Raw genomic sequence first — 18,774 nt, 5'->3', positions numbered from 1 at the left:
GGACGAACTTTACCGTAAGTTCATAGATAAAGTATAATAAAAAGTAAGAGGCAGGAGAAGAAATGTCTCTTATTAATTATATTATTGCAAAGGTTGCGTTATGTATAGTGTCAAACTTTTGACTGACAAGTAATTAATATGAATCAATTTTATTATGGAAAATAAGAACATAGATACACTTATTTGAATATATCGTTCGTGTTTTTGTTTATTTTTCGAGTTATGAAATTGATGCGGGTAATGAGAAAATTTAAATATATATAGTTTTACAGGAGGTGAAGCTCTTAGTTCAACGAACTAAGAGTATTATTTGGAGATATTTAATTTAATTTTAATTGCGGTTTTAATTGGACTTACAGGATTTTTCGTGGCATCTGAATTTTCCATGGTAAAAGTTAGAGGTACACGTATTGATCAACTTGTTGCAGAAAAAAAGACGTGGTTCACTGGCAGCTAAAAAAGTAGTATCAAACTTAGACGAGTATTTATCGGCATGTCAACTTGGTATTACGGTAACAGCACTTGGACTGGGATGGCTTGGGGAACCTACGGTACATCATTTGTTAGAGCCATTATTTAAAAGCTGGAATTTTTCTAATTCAGCAGCGAGCACAGTTTCGTTTATTCTTGCATTTTCGTTTGTTACATTTTTACACGTAGTTGTGGGGGAACTAGCACCGAAAACTGTTGCTATTCAAAAAGCAGAGCGAGTTGTATTATTATTTGCTCAGCCACTAATTTGGTTTTATAAGTTGGCATATCCGTTTATCTGGATTTTAAATGGATCAGCCCGTTTATTAGTTGGACTGTTTGGGATGAAGCCAGCGTCAGAACATGAAGTTGTACACTCAGAAGAAGAGTTCGTTTAATTTTATCCGATAGTTATAAAAGTGGTCAAATTAATCAATCAGAATATAAATATGTAGAGAACATATTTGAATTTGACAATCGTACTGCTAAAGAAATAATGGTACCTAGAACAGAAGTTGTGGGGCTATATGTTGACGATACCTTTGAAACAAAGATGGCGGTTATTGGAAAGGAAAAATATACAAGATACCCTGTTTTTGGCACAGATAAAGATGACATTATTGGTATGATTAATCTCAAAGATTTAATTATTCCTTTTGTGCAGGGGGTTAGGAATGATGAGCAATCCTATATTCGTCCTGTCATAGAAGTAATAGAAACAATCTTAATTCATGATTTGCTTGTAGAAATGCAAAAAAAACAAATTCCTCTCGCGGTACTTTATGATGAATACGGAGGTACATCTGGGATTGTCACATTAGAAGACATTTTAGAAGAAATAGTGGGAGAAATCCGTGATGAATATGATGAGGATGAACAACCATCTGTTCGTCATTTAAGTGAACAGCATAAAATTGTTGATGGCAAAATGTTAATTGAAGAAGTAAATGATTTGTTCGGATTAGACATTAGTTCTGAGAATGTAGATACCATTAGTGGCTGGATAATGATGCAAAATTATAGTATACAAGAAGGGGAATCTGTTGTAATAGACGAATATGAATTTAAAGTTGCTGTTAAGAATGCACATCAAATTAAACTGGTTGAGATTCAAAAATTAACAAAAGAAGAATCCCTAAACCGTCAGTAATAGAATAGGTGCTAGTAGTTTTGAAAGAAAAACTGGGGAACCTTATATTTCGTACTCAAAGGAAGGACAGTGAAGCCCATCTAATAATTCACTTAAAAAGAAACTAACTACACTAGTCATAGATTTTAGATTGTAACCAATAAGTGAATCAATTTCATAACTCAAAAACAAAAATCACGAACAAAATAAGCCTAAATTTATGTTCTTTTTTTCTGTAATGAAACAGATTAAAGTTTCAGTTATATTCGCATTTAAGCTCATAGAAAGTAATTGTGAAATTGACTCAAGTTAATAGTGCTTCTAAAATACGAAGGGTATTATAGATAATATAATTTTTGAGGAGCCTACTATGGAGAATTGGTTAATAAATATCATTAATGAATACGGCTATTTTGGTATATTATTTTTAATAGCACTAGAAAATATTTTCCCTCCTATTCCTTCAGAAGTCATTTTAACTTTTGGAGGATTCATAACTACTACTTCTGAACTAGGAGTGGTAGGTGTTGTGTTATCTTCTACTGTAGGATCTGTAATTGGAGCGTTAGCTCTTTATGGAGTGGGGAGGCAGTTAGATGTAGAGAGATTGGAGAAAGTAATTGAAAGATGGGGCAGCTTCCTACGTCTTACTAAGAATGACATTTACAAAGCAGATAGTTGGTTTGATCGATACGGGCCATGGGCAGTGTTTTTCTGTCGATTTGTTCCCCTCATAAGAAGTCTCATTTCTATTCCTGCAGGAATGTCAAACATGAATATGGTTATTTTTCTAGTGTTAACAACGTTAGGCACTCTCATTTGGAATACCGTTCTTGTTTGTTTAGGGGCTTTTTTGGGATCTTCTTGGGAGATAGTTATCGTTTATATGGAAGCATACTCAAAAATAATTTACTTTTCACTAATTCTGGTAGTTGTTTTTATTGTTTTTATATATAGGAGAAAGAAACGAAAGTAGTTCAATGATTATCAAAGTTGTTCATAAAATCACAAGAAAGTTTCTGCCTAATTTTCTTTATAATCAGGAGTTTTTACTTCCATGTAAAACCGTTGTAGTGCGTGTTCAAAAAGTAGGGGGAAAAGGGCCGAGTAGAACGAGGCGACGAAGCTATGAGCACCACAGTGTACGTTCTCTGTACATGAGGAGTGGAATAGCGAGACAACAAAGTTATTCGACAGCAATTTTTCATGACTTTTTGAACAACTTCTTGTAACAAAAATAACGGGTTGAAATATGATGAAGGGTTAGATAATCCGGTCAATAATGCTATGACATCCTATGGTGTCAACTTTACAAAATATAAGAAATCGATAGGAGTCTTTTTATTCTATTATATATCAACAGGCAAACATCGCAAATCTCAAATCAAAGCCTGTAATTATGATCCATATAGCCCAATTTAGAAAAAACAATAAAATGTAACAGTATATTATCCTCGAAACATCCATGCTAATGAATAGTGTTCACCTAACATCCTATTAATGCTATCTATAGTAAGAATCAATTGCGTTATTTTTATTCTTAGAACCCAATATAGCCTCTTCTATAAATATCCAACGGACAAAAAGTCTCTTGAAATTTAAACTAGATTGTGACAATATTAATTTGATATGAATGTAAACGTTTTCTTAATATTTTTTTGCAAGCGTTTGCGCAAAAAAAGGGAGAGGAGGAGATTTACAGATTATAAACAAATTTTTAATATTCTCGATTTTCCAAACGATATATAGAGGAGGAATCTTTGTGAGAAAGAATAAGTTAAGATTATTTTCATTTATAGCTATTGTATGCTTACTTTTGCAAACGTTTGCACATCCGATTATATCTGTTTTTGCTGAACAATCCCCTTCAAACAAAGCGGATACTCTAGCTGAAAGACGAGTCGTTTTAGTTGGAGATCTTCAAGATGAGTTAGGACATTCGGGTGAATGGGACCCGGCAGCAAAAATGACTCAAATGATTTATCAGGGTGATGGGTTTTATCAATTAACCGGAGACCTACCTGCTGGAAGCTATGTGTATAAAGTTGCGATTGGTGGAAACTGGGATGAAAATTACGGGGAAGGAGGTTTTAATGGAAGAAACATAGAATTAGAAATTAGTGAAGATACGGAGGTAACGTTCTACTATCATGATGGGACGAATGCGATTACAGACTCGACAAAATATCAACCAATTGAAACTGAAAAACAGCCTAGGCTTGTTGGGAACCTTCAGCCTATTATTGGGGAGGGAGGAGAATGGTCTCTATCTGAATCAACTGCCTTTTTGAAGGATTCTACATATAATCAAATATATGAGTTTTCCACAATGGTCCCAGTTGGAGAATATCAATTTAAAATTGTTTTAGGGGATACGTGGGATGATACTGAAGCGTATCCTGAAGAAAATTATAAATTGACTGTAGAAGAAGATTCCGAAATAACTTTTACTTACGACCATAATGCGAAAACCGTCACAACAAGCGGAAAGTCGGATTCAGGAAAGGAGAGTGCCTCTATTAATAAGGAACTTCTTTACCATGATACATGGAATAAAGCTTACAGAAGTCCATTCGGAGCGATTCCTGCTGGAGAAGAAGTGACGCTTCGTTTAGCAGCTGAAAAAGGGGATTTAACTGCGGCAAACCTTTACCTTAAGGATTCAACATCTGGAAACTCTTTAACATATAATATGGATTATGCTGGATGGACAGAAGTAGAAGGAAAAGGAGAACTAGAATTTTGGGAATATACTTTTACACCAGAACAAAAAGGATTATATGGATATAAGTTTATTGCAATGGACGGAAATGTGATAGCGGAATACGGAGAAGATAGTGGGGAAGGATCTATTGGTCGTGCGGTCGACGCGAATGCAGGAACATTCCAGCTCACGGTTTATGATCCAGCTTATCAAACGCCTGATTGGATGAAGGAAGCGGTTGTGTATCAAATTTTCCCGGATCGCTTCTATAATGGGAATGAAAAGAATGATGAAGCAAAAGAGTATGCACGAGGGAAGCAACCAATTGAAGATAAAGAGTGGGGAGAATTACCGGATAATCCACGTATGAAAGATTCTGCTGGTTATGAGGGAGATGGACAATGGTCGAATGATTTCTTTGGTGGAGATATCGCAGGCATTCTTGACAAACTTGATTACTTACAATCGTTAGGGGTTAATACACTTTATTTAAATCCTATTGCAAAAGCGGCCTCTAATCATAAGTATGATGCGACGGATTATAAAATAGTTGATCCCATGTTTGGGACACCTGAAGAGTTTAAAGCGTTTACAAAAGAACTAGAAGAGAGAGGCATGTACTTAATTTTAGATGGGGTATTTAATCATGTGGCGGATGACTCGATTTATTTCGATCGTTATAAAAAATATGACACAGTTGGAGCGTACGAATACTGGTCAGCCATCTATGATTTAATGAACGAGGAAGGTTTATCGGAAGAAGAAGCAACAGAAAAAGTAACGAAACAGTTTATAAATGAAGGACAAGGGTTTAGTGAGTACGGCTTTCATAATTGGTTTAATATTGATAACAACAAAGTGAAGGAAGAAGATGGTACCGAGCATTATGAATATCAAGCTTGGTGGGGCTTTGATAGTTTACCAGAGTTTAAATCGGTAGCCGGAGATAATGTTGATTATGATAGTGAATATAACAATGATCAGCTCGTTAATTATATTTTTAAAGAAGAGGATTCAGTTGCAAAATCATGGATCTTTGACGGAGGATCTGGTTGGCGTTTAGATGTAGCCAATGAAGTGGATCCACAGTTTTGGAGAGTGTTCCGAGATGAAATGAAAGCAGATGAAATAGAAGGAGCGGGTCCGACTCTTCAAAAAGGAGAAAAACCGTTAATTTTAGGAGAGATATGGGATGATGCTTCGAAATATTTCTTAGGGGATCAGTATGACTCTGTTATGAATTATCGTTTTGAAAGAGCGGTGTTAGATTTTTTAAAGAATGGCAATGCGGCACAACATGAAGCAGATCTTTTAGCAGTACAAGAAGATTATCCGAAAGAAGCTTATTATGCCTTGATGAATTTACTAGGGTCTCATGATACGCCAAGAGCTGTATTTCTTTTAGGAGGAGGCACAAGTACGTATGATCGTGCGGAATTCGATCCCAACTATAATTATGAATTAGGAAAAAACCGATTAAAGCTAGCATCTATGATACAAATGGGCTACCCAGGGGCACCAACAATTTATTATGGAGACGAAGCAGGAGTGACGGGTTCAGCCGATCCAGATGACAGGCGTACGTATCCTTGGGGAAAAGAAGATCAAGAGCTAATTGATCATTACAAAAAGATTGGAAAAGTGAGAACAGATCATCAAGATTTGTTTGCTTACGGTGATTTGCACCACGTTTATGCAAAAGATGATGTGATGGTGTTTGCACGTACGAATGATAAAAAAGCCTCATTAATAGCGATAAACAGAGGACAAAATGACCAAACGGTAAAAGTAGACATTGAAGACGTCTTGCCTAACGGTGTAGAGTTTCAAGATCAACTATCAAATGTAAAAGTAACTTCTAGGAATGATCAAGTTGAACTAAATATATCAGCTATGTCTGGGCAAATGCTGATCGCAAGTCAGCTTCCAGCGCAAGTTAGACCAGTTAAAGATATAATGGTGACAGAAGGAGAATCAGAGGTTACGCTATCTTGGAATGGGGATGCAGAAAGCTACGCGATTTATCAAACGAATATTGCAGGAGCCTTTTACAAGCAAGTTGCCACATCAACTACCAATCAAATGACCATTAATGATTTAGAAAATGGACGTAAATACTATTATGCGGTTGTGGCTATTGATAAAGAAGGCAATCGATCGGAGAAAACATATTTAAAAGACGCAGTGATTCCTCATATCGATTTAACTAATGCAACGATTGAAAATGTAACAGACCTTGGAAAGCGAACGATTGATTTATCAAAACAAATTGTGGTTCAAGGAAAATTATATTTGGATGGATCAAATACTGAACGACAAGGAATCCAAGCTAAACTTCAAGTGAAGCAAGAAAATGCTGATAACTGGGTAGATTACGAGGCTTCTCATCTAGGAGATCATATTTTTGAAGCATCTTTCTTACCTTTAGAAGCAACGACGTATGATTATCGTCTATCAATCTCTTCTGATGCTGGTCGGAATTGGATCACAAGTGAAACAAAAAAAGTAATCATGGAAAAAGACCGGTCGGATACAGAAAAACCGGCTAGTAGCGTGATTTTAGAGCAGCCAATACAAGAATCTGGACAAGTAAACTTATCTTGGTCGATAAAAGATCCCATAGACCTCTATATGATCGCCATCTATCGTAATGAAGAGCTGCTGGATACATTCATAGACGTAAATAAAAACGCCTATAAAGATTTGGCAGTGAAAAACGGAACGGAATATCAATATAAAGTGGTTGTGTATGACCAAGGTGGTAATAAGGTTGAGTCAAATAGTATAAAAGTGACGCCAGACATTGTGATGGTGGAAGTTACGTTCAATGTGAATGCACCAAAGTATACACCTCTAGATGCGCAAATCACCATTCCAAATAGTATCAATGGGTGGAGTACAGGTGCCTGGGAAATGTCACGTGGGGGCAATGTGTCTCATGATTGGGCTTATACAGTAGAGGTGCAAGAGGGAACGCAAATTACGTATAAATATGTAAGAAACGGTTCATGGGATCATGAAGGTTTAGCAGACCATACACCAGACAACAGTGAAGACGATGACGTAAGCTACTATGGATACGGTGCTCCAGGAACAGACTTAACGGTTACCGTAGTGAACCAAGGCAACAACAAAATGGTCATCGATGATCGAATTTTACGTTGGATTGATCAACCTGTGGTAATCGATGAACCTATTAATGGGGAGGAAGTCTCATCTGATTCGATAACATTCAAAGGAAATGCCATTAAAGAAGGCATATTAACGATAGCAGGAGAACCTGTACCTATTAATGAAGATATGACCTTCTCTCACGATGTTCAATTACAGGATGGAGAAAATCATATCGAGGTTACGATTGAGCCTAGTGAAGAAAGTAAATCCACGATCTTTAAGAACGATGGTGGAGCCATTGAAAAGAATACAAAAACTTATACTTATACCATTGTGAAAACTGCTCAAGATGATACAGGATCAGATGCAGAAAATGAAGGCTCAAATTCGGATGATGAAGATGCTGGCTCTGAGGGAGAAGGAAATGGGTCAGATAATGGAGATAGTGATTCGAATTCAGAAGACACTGAACCAGATTCCAGTTCAGGTAATGAAAACAGCGATACGGACGAAAATGATAAAGATGCAGATTCTGAAAAAGATTCCAGTAAAGAAAACGAAACGGATTCAAAAACAGCTAACAACAATTTAGGAAAAGAAGACGCTAATACGAACTCATCTAATAATAAAAGCGGTGAGGGGAAACTTCCAAATACGGCTACGAACCTATATTCATTGTTATTGCTAGCCGTAGTTTTAATAGGATTAGGAGTTTCAATTAGAGTTTATAAATCTCGTCGATAGGTGTAATAGAATTGTAAAGTTTACTTTAGGAAATAGATTGAAATAAAGTTCCACAGTTTGGTATAGTAAAAAAAGGGTAAAAAACTTCTAATATATTTACAATTTACAATTTGAAGTGTTTTACAAGATAAAGAGGGTGTTAAAATAGGAGAATTAACCTATAACATCCTAGATTTGGTAGTGTCAAAAGATCTATGAAAAAAACATTTTAAAGACTTTTTGGGATTGTGAAGCTCTCTATAATCGCAATCGCTCTTGACAAACAGTCGAAAAAGGTTGGATGACAGGTGTCAAAGGGCGAAGGGGACAAAAAGTAGGCATACCAAATAGCCCTTGACGACAACCAATTATAACCTTTTTCTTCCTTTGGTTTGTCAAGAGTTCGCTACGCCTATTGCGAAAAGGGCTCTGCAAAACAAAAAGTTAGGCTGTTTGGGACTGATCAATGACCCATTGTTGAGACAACTCAATCAGCTTGGTCCATTTAGCCGGCATGTTTGGAAGCTTTTCTAAGTCTTTGATGATGACCGGTACTTTTCCTTCTAAAGCAGAATGTGGTCTTAGAAAGTTAAAGTAGGCCACAAACAAAGTAACATAAGAAACCGATCCCTGTTCAGAGCCAAATCCATGTGTCGACCGATAATTGCTTTTAAACGTTCGATTGAGTCTCTCAATGATTTGCTTAAGAGGACGGAATTCTCTTGATACTTCATCTTCATTCGTTAACCCAATGACTTGCTTGATATCAAAGGAAATGTGATGTTGGGAAAAGAAATGCTGAGCCAGTAAATAGATCGGGTTTCCATCAACAATGAACGTGAGATCTTCGGGTATTTTCTTCATCTTAAGTAAGACTTCATCGATGGCCTGGATGGCAGCTGTTGTATCCCGATTAGGCGAAACAGGGTAAGAAAGAATCACCTTTTTGACGGCATCGAAAAAGAAAAAAAGATAGTGCCAGCGACCATTGACACGAATATACGTTTCATCACCGCAAAATTGGTCTGAGAGCCATAAGGATAATGATCCACATAAGGTTTAAGCCATAAAGCAACGCTATTTTCGTAGTTTAAAATGCTTTGGTGAGAGATCGATACCCCATGAATGTCTTTCATGAGCGCAGCCGTTTTGCGCGCAGAAAGACCATAATTGACGTGATAGGTCAAAATAAGTCCGAGTGTATGTGGAGACACGTAAAGCCTTGATAAATCAACCTTGGGCTTTTGAGGTGATTGTTTAGATAAAGGCTTAAAATCAAGGGTGAACTCTCTGAAAATATAACGAACCTTAAAATCATGAGGATCTTCTTTGAACTGTTTTTTCTCTTTTGATGTCATGGCCTTGATTTTCTTTTGATAATAAGAACAGTGGTTATGTCGACACTTCCACACATTAAAATCGGTTCTTTCTTTAATCTTTTCAAGGGATTTCATGCAGTGAGGGCACTTGAAAATCGCTTCTTTCAAATATCGATTTTTCTCACTGAAAAGACAGGAACACACCTTACATTGATACTGTCCTTTATCACCATTATTCGCATACAAATACGACGATGGTGCACCACACTTTGGACATTGAATAGAAGAAGGAATCGGTTTACCAGAACGCCTTTTAACGGGTTTTAAAGGTTTTCCTTTTGATTCAAGGTGCTCCGCTAACAGTTGATTAAAGTCCAGCTTTTCTGGAATCTCAACAATCGGTAAGTGATCCACTTGAAGCTTACGGTAGGGTTTATTAACGGGTTTTTCAGTAGACTTTTCAAACACACTTTTACCAAGCAACAAGGTTAACAGTGTCCGAATCATTTGATCTTGATATTTTATTAATACAAGTAAATAGGTTATAATTTGAGGGGTACAACTTGTCACTTCCTTATCTAGGTTTTTGGGTGTTGTGGTAACCTCAATTATCCTTAGATTTTAGGGGGGTGACAAGTTTTTTTGTTTAAAAGCTTTTAAATCAAGTGTTTTAACGCTTTTTACTATAAAACTTTTGACAGTACGCTAGATTTGAAGGGGGAAACCAAATGAAGAAGCTGTTGAGTTTATGTTTAACTGCGTTATTAGTCATCTCAGCTATTCCAGCTGCTCAGGCAGCCGACAGCAAAGGTTGTGAGTATGACTCTTCAACAAAGAAAAATCCAACGAAACAACAAATGGATTGCTTGTTGACAAACATTGCGTTAGAAAATGAAGTACCACCAGAGATTGTTAAAGGAATTGCCACGCAAGAAAATGGCGATTGGAAGCATTTTGAAAGTAATGGTGAAGTGAATAAAAGTGATGATGGTGGTATTGGTATTATGCAGATTACCAATATTGACGGTTTATCAGATGACGAAAAGAAAAAGATAGAAGACAGTGTGGAATACAATATCCAAAAAGGAATAGAAATGCTCAAATATAACTTTGAAGAACGCAATGATCTTCCAAAGTTTAAAAATCAAGATTCACGAGTGATTGAGCATTGGTATTTCGCGATTATGGCGTACAACGGCATTAAGCCTGTTAATAGTCCATTTGAAAAGAAAAATGGTGAAGAAAATAAACGATATTACGAGTCTTATCAAGAAAAGGTTTATAAGTACATTGATAATTATCAATTAGTAGAAACTCTTTATAGCAAACATAGCGAAGTTCCTTTTGAATCAGATGACTTTGATTATGATCCAGATTCAGATGAGAATATCAAATTTAAAGTAATGGAATATGAGCTTAGTAGTAAGGATGAAACAAAAACTACCTACACAATTGGTAAAAATGATTATGTGAAAACACATACTACTAAACTAAGATCAATGCCTTCTACAGGTGGAAAAGAAACAAAAGTAGGTATTAGCGATATTTTAAAAGTGACGGGCTCATATGAGTTAGACCAATCAAACAACAAAGCTAATCAGTTTGCATGGTTGCCAGTTAATGATAACTATATTGCTGGAGCACTAACTGAAAAAGTAGGTACTCGTTCATATGGAGATGATCGCTATAAAACAGCCGTGGATATTGCTCAAAGAGGTTGGGATCAAGCGAATACCGTTATTTTAGCTACAGGACAAAACTTCCCAGATGCATTAGCTGCAACACCATTAGCTTACCAAGAAGATGCACCTATTCTACTAACGGAAACTACTAAGACGACTCTGAATAAGGATACAGAAAATGAAATTAAGCGTCTTGGCGCTAAAAACATCATCATTGTAGGTGGACCTTCAGCCGTACCATCAGAAGTTGAAACGTATATTAAAGAAAAATTGAAAATTGCTGTTGACCGTGTATCTGGAAAAGATCGCTATTTCACATCGTTAGAGATTGCTGAAGAGTTAGATAGTGATAGCAAAAAAGCTGTCATTGCTTATGCATGGAACTTCCCAGATGCGCTTTCCATTGCTCCTTATGCAGCCAAACACGGGATGCCGATCTTATTAACGGACAAAGATACATTACATGAAGATATAGATAATCATATTAAGAAAGAAGCAATTAACGATTTCATAATTGTAGGAGACACGGCCGTTGTTTCTGAAAATGTAGCAAACAAGCTATTTGGAACAAAACACCGTTATGGTGGGGATGACCGCTATGACACATCAGGTGAAATTGCTAAGCTCAATATGGACACAGAAGTAGTTTATTTTGCGCGAGGAGATAAATTCCCTGATGCTTTAACTGGATCTGTTTTAGCTGCTAAAGAAAATGCCTCTCTTGTACTACTTTACAACGATAAAGTAGAAGTGCCAGAACCAGGTATTCAAAACTATCTTCAACAAAGTGCTTATGAGCAGTTCCACTTACTAGGTGGACCAGCTGCATTAAGTGAAGAATATCCTAAGTTATTAAATGGACAAGTAAAATAAATTTGATCTTCAAAGAAGGGCTTTCTCATTTTAATTATGAGAAGCCCTTCTTTTTTGCAGAGTAAGAAAGTATAAAAATTTGTCCTTATTTGGATGGTGCTTTTATTTTTGTCTAGCTCCTGCGCCCAGCGACTGGTGATGCTTCGCCCTCCTCTCTACGATAAGTCAACATCGAAGCCTGCGGCTTTTCGTGTTTCCTTTATCTCATGCGGGGGTCTATAAGCACCTGCATCGCTAGACGGGCGCTTGCGCTTTTCTTATGATATTTGTAAAACAACTGAAACAATTGCAACTACATAAATTAAATTGTTCGAAAAAAGTAAAGATAGTACAAAAAATAGATAACTTAAATACAGTGTTATGTTTTTTATTCCATTCTTAGTCGTTTTCAAATTAAACTGCATTATGATCTTCCAATCCTTTTCTTCTGTTAATAAAACCAAAAGATGTATTCCGACAAATATTGCAACTCCGTAAATTAATTCCATATAATAAATTATGGAAAATATAAAAATAGATAACTTAAATATTTTGTTATTGTTTTAATTGTTTTCACGTTTATACTGCCTCACAATCACTAATTAATATTCAATTTCACATAATATCATATATAGGAAAAAATAAAATGATTGCAAAATGCAATGAACTGATGCAGTCATCAACATTTTGTGGGCAACTAAAAAACAGGCACACTCATTTTGAATGAACCTGTGCTTGGCAAGTGTATGAAATGCATACATAAATTTTATATCAGTATAATAAATACCGTATCAAGAAACAAAAGAAAAACGAGTTGTCATACTAAGAATTGATGGTTGTATAAGCATTATCGACATTATTCCTATAAAATGAATAACAAAAAAAGTTTTTAATTCTCAAAAAAACGTTTTACAATGAATAATATTTAGTATAGTCTTAATTTATATAATAAGTATTTTAATAGTTTAGGAGGAAGAGCAATGAAAAAAATGAAATTTGTAATCTCTGGTCTACTTTGCACATTATTAGCTTTATCGTTCTCGTCAAATTCTTATGCAACACCTTCGGAAATAGTTGATTTTGAAAGTGAATTAAATGAAGCGTTTAGAGAAAGCCTAAGTTTCATGCCACTGAGAGATCATATTTTAAGTCAACATAAGATTTCTCAAGAAGTAGAAGTTAATAACGTACGTGTGGAAGAGCTTGGTTCTCCTCAAATAAGTAATAGAGATACACAATACGCAGGTAAAACTTATCTAATGAATAACACCAATACAGAACAAACGTTGAAGAGCCAATCTATTGATGTTCAGATGGATCAAACAGTGAGCAATTCTGTAACAGAGGGAATTACTATAGGGAACGAAATTGAAGCTGGGTTCTCACTTTGGGGACTAGGAATGAATAACACCTTGAGCACAGAATACTCATTCAGTAGCACTCAAGAAAAATCAAATACAACCAGTACTACTGTTAGTATTCCTTCTCAGGAAATTACGGTCCCGGCTAATACCAAATTAGTTTTAACTGCTGTTTATCAAAAAGTACAGGCGACGGGCACAACAGAACTTAAAGCTAATCTTAGTGGGAATATTGTGATGTCGATAAAATTACCTATAGGCGATATGTACCATCCTGTTGGAAATCATAATATTTATGATGTGTTTAACGCAACAATTGATAGCGGATATGAACTCCCTTCTACTCTAACATTAGATCATCAAAATAGAGAAGTGCTTTTTAGTGGTAAAGGAACATACACAGCCGATTATGGAACTGATCTTCATCTACAGTTAGATTATTATAGTATAGAGAATAGTGCAAAGAATAGTGCACGAATAGCCTCTCAAGCACAACAAAAAGAAACAATAGCTTCTGAACCTTACAAAACAGAAGTGATAAATATTAACTAAATTATTCATATAAGCGCCCTTCGGGGTGTTTTTTTAGTGCGTGTTCAAAAAGTAGGGAAAAAAGGACGCTGAATAGAAAAGCTGAAGCTAACCTTTGTTCTTTATTAATCGTCGTTGGACGTGTGCTTGCGTTTTTCTTAATACTACTGAACTAAGAGTGTATATATATTTCAAAAAAATTGAACATATATCAAAAAACTGTAACCTTTTTGATATAATTACAGTCTAGTAATTCGAGTATAATCAGATAGTAAAAACTAAATAATGATGGAGGAACAATCAATGAAAAAAAACACACTGTTTTTCAAGTTAGTTCTTGTTTTTTCTTTAGTAATGATGACAGCAGTTCCATTTGCTCACGCAGGAGAGCTGAACATCCCAGATCAGAACTTAAGAGAGGCTTTGATGGACAACCTGCCTGAAGGTGAAGCGTTGACAGCAGAGAACCTTGCTCAACTAGAAGAAATATACTTATTTGACTATGAAATTTCCAACCTAGAAGGTATTCAATATGCTAAAAACGTAAAACATATTGAGCTGGGGATGAATAAACTAAGTTCTATTGATCAACTGAAGCATTTAGAAATGGTACAGTATATTGGTCTTAGGTCCAATAAGATTACGGATATTGCACCTTTAAAAGAGCTTTCCACATTATCAGGATTAGATTTAAGTGACAATCCTTTAGACCTTTCTTCTCTTAATGGGTTGAATTTGAACAAAGAAGAAGGTTGGAATTATCTAGGGTTAAATAATCTGAATTTAACGGATCTTTCTGTACTTAAATCGATGAATATAGATACAGAGATTGAATCATTCCACTTAGAGGTGTCTGATAATCAACTAACCAATTTCAGTGGACTTGAAAACTTCAGTCAATTAACGATATTAGTAGCAATGAATAATAATATATCAGATCTTTCTCATATTAAATCATTAGAAAATTTAAACGTACTAGATTTAGATAATAACAACGTTGATTCTCAACAATTAAAAAATATACCTAGTAGTGTTTCTGATTTATGGATGACGGCCAATAAGTTAACATCGTTAGAGGGCTTAACATTCGTAGATGGGGGATCTTATGGTTTTATGGAAAATGATATAAACACGATCTCTGCGTTACAAGGGGTCAAATCTGGAATGTTTTATTTAAGTAATAATCAAATTTCAGATCTTTCTCCTTTAAAAAGCTTACAATCTGGAGAAGTAGTTTTGTTCGAAAATCCACTGAATAGTGATGCTAAAGGGATTATGTACGAGCTTTCTGACCGCGGGGTTGCTGTTTATGCAGATGAATTTATACATTTAAAGGAAAGATTAGCGGGAGACAATCGTTTTGAGACAGCTGTTGACATTTCGATGCAAGGATGGCCATATGGAGCAGACACAGTTGTTTTAGCAAAAAATAGTGACTTCCCAGACGCGTTAGCTGGAACACCACTAGCTTATAATGAGGATGCCCCAATTCTTCTTACCGAAGCAGATCACTTACCTTTTGCTACAGAAAAAGAAATTGATCGTTTAGGTGCCTATCGTGTAATCATACTTGGTGGGGAAAAAGCGATATCCAAGAGTGTACAACAAAAATTAGAGGATAAAGGTTTAGAGGTTGAAAGAATAGGTGGAAATGACCGTTACCATACTGCTCAGTTAATTGCAGAAAATTTAGGTGGTTCACCAGATACAGCTGTTGTGGCATACGGCAAAAAGTTTCCAGACGCTTTATCCATTGCCTCTTTTGCAGCCCAAAATGGTTTACCGATTTTATTGGCAGATAAGGAACAATTGCCATCTGCGACTAAAACGGCATTAAAGGGAATAGATCAAACCATCGTTGTTGGAGGAAAAGCGGTTATTTCTGAAGATGTTAAGAATATGTTACCTAAGGCAACACGAATTGGTGGAGAAAACCGTTTTGATACAGCAGCAAAGATTGTCTCGGAGTTGAACTTAGATACATCTACAGCTTTTTACGCGAATGGAAATAAGTTTCCTGATGCCTTAGTGGGATCTGTATTAGCAGCAAAAAATAGTGCTCCTCTTTTATTAGTAGAAAGTGATCACATTCCAAAAGAAACATTAAATGTAGTGAAAGATTATACGATTGATCGTCACGTATTTTTAGGTGGTCATAAAGTCATTAGTGAGAAAGTGATTAGTGATATAAAAGCGATTCAATAGTTGCAATAGCGAAGAGGCTGCCTAAATAGTCTATTATCGTGTTAAATGAGCGAAAATTAAAAAGTCAAAAATGTTGAGATAAAACAGCATTTTTGGCTTTTTCTATTAAACACATTTCGTCTATAAGATACTTTCGGACTGCCCTTTAGGTAAGTTACTTAAAGGTGGTTTTTAATAAACATGTCATTCATTTTGTAGTCAATTTCTCCTGTAATCTGAGAATGAGTTGACTTCCTTTAATCTAATTCTAAATGTCTGTTAATGCATAATTAAATCAAATATTGTCGGATAGTGTTATTTTCTGTATAATGACTATTTGTGGGAATAAATGAAGATGAAAAGAAATGGAATGGACAAAAATATACATAAATTACTGGTGGGAAAGGAAGGATTGTAATGAAATTTATAAATAAAAATTCTATTAAACTAGTAGTTATTAGTATAACGATATCACTAACAGCAATCTTACCGATAACAAAGGTTTCTGCAACAAACGTTAAACCGATTCAATGGTCAAACCTGTCAAAAAACATTCCAAATGATCTTGATTCAAAACGAATAGAGGAGATTCTTGTTAATACAAATAAATATGCATTAACAACCTGGTGGAATGCTAAATTTTCCAACCAAAGTAATGTCAAATATTTGAGCTTAGGGGGCACATCAGAAAAGCAAGTTCGTCATCCCGCTGCAATGCTGCTCGGACTATCAACATCTCTGTCGTTAAATGTGTATGATGAGACGAAAACAGGTGTTTCAGAAGAAGAAGCGATAAATAAGTCATTACAACTAATTTCCTCTTTAGCATATAATCATAAAGCAAATCAATCAGGTGGTTGGGGAGACCATTGGCAGTCCGCTCACTGGGCTCATTTTACAGGGCTAGCGGGTTGGTTGATGTGGGATAAACTATCAGCCCAAGACCAACAGTTGGTTGCCAACATGGTTGAATATGAGGCAAATCGTTTTATTGGCTATAACGTTCCTTATTACCAAGCTCAAGACGGTACATTGTTAAGTAAAGGTGATACAAAAGCAGAGGAAAACGCCTGGAATGCTCAAATCCTTCAACTTGCAACGGCGATGATGCCTAGTCATGAAAATTGGCAAGTGTGGATGGACAAGAGTGTGGAATTAATGATTTCAGCAGGTGCCGCTCCTAGTGATCTAACCAACCATCAGCAGTTGAACGGTAAAGCCGTTCAAAGCTGGTTAGAGGGGAGTAACATTAACGAAAATGGCACAGTTACAAACCATGGCTTTATTCATCCAGACTATATGGAGTTTATACTATTTAATAATACGGCTGCATTAACCTATACACTTGCTAACATGGAGACTCCTAAAGCAGCTTTTTTTAATTCAGATAAAGTGTATCGTGCCCTAGTAGATTTATCATTTTCTGGTGGGACAATTTACCGTGAAGGTTCATCGGATATTTATTACCCTGAAGGGAACGATTGGGGAACGGATCGTCGGATGCAGTTTGCAAATATGGACATCTTTGCAAGTATTTTTGGATATGACAATCTGGTAGGTACAAAGGGAGATTATTGGGAAGATTATCATGCACAAAAGGTGTTAGATATGCAAAGAAGGCATGAGGATGCGCGCACATATAGTTCTACCACAGAAGACACTTATCATGGTCGGGAAGAATGGGTAGCTCATCATGCTGCGTGGTCATACTTGGCAAAGTGGATTAATCACAATGGCGCATTCAAAACAACGGACCGTTCATATGGAATTAGTTCTGAACGGTTAGCTGGAGAAAATCGCTATCAAACAGCAGTAGATATTTCAAAAGAGGGCTGGATTGAATCATCTACAGTTGTCATTACAAGAGGAAATGATTTTCCTGATGCGTTAGCAGGTGCTCCTTTAGCTTATAAAAAGAATGCACCAATTTTGCTAACAGAGACAAAGCAATTATCACCGGAAACAAAAGCAGAAATTATAAGATTAAAAGCTAAACAAGCAATCATCTTGGGTGGTCCACAAGCAGTTAGTGATTCCGTAAAGAAATCGATAAACGACCTAGGGTTGGAGGTTAGTAGAATTTCAGGGGCGGATCGTTTTGAAACAGCAGAAAAAATCGCACAGCACCTACCCGCTGACACGGCCATTATTGCTTATGGTTACAATTTTCCTGATGCTTTAGCCGCATCTTCCATTGCAGCAGAGAATGGCTATCCGATATTGTTAACGGAAAAGAATAAAGTGCCAGCAAGTACAGAAAGGACACTTGGTTCTAAAAAGAAAACCATTGTCGTAGGTGGACAAGAAGTAATTAGTCACAATGTATCTTCTAAACTTCCTTCTCCCACAAGAGTAGGAGGAGCGGATCGTTTTGAAACGGCACAAAAGATTGTAGATCACTTTTATAAAGGTGAAAATAAAGTAATGATGGCAAATGGTACTAATTTTCCTGATGCGTTAACGGGTTCTGTTTTAGCTGCCAAAGACCAAGCGTTTTTATTATTAACGGAGAGAGATAACCTACCAGCTTCTTCGTTGAAAATAGTAAAAAGCTATCCGATTGAGCATGCGACGATTTTAGGTGGCAACGAAGTTATTCAAGAAAATTTAATCCCAATTATAAATAAAAGTAAACGCCAATAGTATTTGGGGCGAAGTGAAATTTCTCACCTCAGTGAATAGACTTTTTGTTTTTTTTGAGCGC

The 18,774-nt window shown here is 36.1% G+C and carries 6 protein-coding genes and 2 pseudogenes; 7 read left to right on the top strand and 1 reads right to left on the bottom strand.

Annotated elements, in window-relative coordinates; genetic code table 11:
- The first annotated feature begins 310 nt into the window (after positions 1–310).
- The 3 genes and pseudogenes from LC087_RS12030 to LC087_RS12020 all read left to right on the top strand — a co-directional run bounded on the left by LC087_RS12030 (position 311) and on the right by LC087_RS12020 (position 8,162).
- Positions 311–1,621, top strand: a pseudogene (locus LC087_RS12030) (hemolysin family protein).
- A gap of 349 nt (positions 1,622–1,970) precedes the next feature.
- Positions 1,971–2,576, top strand: a complete 606-nt coding sequence (locus LC087_RS12025; protein ID WP_226543068.1) for a DedA family protein — start codon at positions 1,971–1,973, stop codon at positions 2,574–2,576.
- A 786-nt stretch (positions 2,577–3,362) separates the two neighbouring features.
- The gene (locus LC087_RS12020) at positions 3,363–8,162 is read left to right on the top strand and encodes an alpha-amylase family glycosyl hydrolase (protein ID WP_226543069.1); all 4,800 of its coding nucleotides are present in this window, start codon (positions 3,363–3,365) and stop codon (positions 8,160–8,162) included.
- Positions 8,163–8,585: 423 nt separating this feature from the next.
- On the opposite strand, the pseudogene LC087_RS12015 reads toward LC087_RS12020, so the two are convergent.
- Positions 8,586–9,967: pseudogene (locus LC087_RS12015) on the bottom strand (IS6 family transposase).
- 221 nt (positions 9,968–10,188) lie between these two features.
- Between LC087_RS12015 and LC087_RS12010 the strand changes: the two are divergent.
- From LC087_RS12010 to LC087_RS11995, 4 genes are all read left to right on the top strand, one after another.
- Positions 10,189–12,015, top strand: coding sequence for a cell wall-binding repeat-containing protein (locus LC087_RS12010; protein WP_226542185.1), 1,827 nt, complete (start codon positions 10,189–10,191; stop codon positions 12,013–12,015).
- A gap of 959 nt (positions 12,016–12,974) precedes the next feature.
- Positions 12,975–13,907, top strand: coding sequence for an ETX/MTX2 family pore-forming toxin (locus LC087_RS12005; protein ID WP_306019608.1), 933 nt, complete (start codon positions 12,975–12,977; stop codon positions 13,905–13,907).
- Positions 13,908–14,189: 282 nt separating this feature from the next.
- Complete coding sequence (locus LC087_RS12000; protein ID WP_306019607.1) at positions 14,190–16,091, top strand: cell wall-binding repeat-containing protein; 1,902 nt, start codon at positions 14,190–14,192, stop codon at positions 16,089–16,091.
- A gap of 396 nt (positions 16,092–16,487) precedes the next feature.
- Entirely contained in the window at positions 16,488–18,713 is a 2,226-nt protein-coding gene (locus LC087_RS11995) for a cell wall-binding repeat-containing protein (protein WP_226542191.1), read from the top strand.
- Positions 18,714–18,774: the final 61 nt, after the last annotated feature.

The sequence above is a fragment of the Bacillus carboniphilus genome (assembly GCF_020524035.2).
Lineage (GTDB): Bacteria > Bacillota > Bacilli > Bacillales > JAIVKR01 > Bacillus_CC.
The sequence above is the reverse complement of the archived record's forward strand: the minus strand, read 5'-3'. Positions and strand labels throughout refer to the sequence as shown.

What these genes read in the sequence shown, in the direction of transcription:
- LC087_RS12005 (WP_306019608.1), top strand. Translation starts at nt 12,975, where the DNA reads ATGAAAAAAATGAAATTTGTAATCTCTGGTCTACTTTGCACATTATTA.
- LC087_RS12000 (WP_306019607.1), top strand. Translation starts at nt 14,190, where the DNA reads ATGAAAAAAAACACACTGTTTTTCAAGTTAGTTCTTGTTTTTTCTTTA.
- LC087_RS11995 (WP_226542191.1), top strand. Translation starts at nt 16,488, where the DNA reads ATGAAATTTATAAATAAAAATTCTATTAAACTAGTAGTTATTAGTATA.
- LC087_RS12025 (WP_226543068.1), top strand. Translation starts at nt 1,971, where the DNA reads ATGGAGAATTGGTTAATAAATATCATTAATGAATACGGCTATTTTGGT.
- LC087_RS12010 (WP_226542185.1), top strand. Translation starts at nt 10,189, where the DNA reads ATGAAGAAGCTGTTGAGTTTATGTTTAACTGCGTTATTAGTCATCTCA.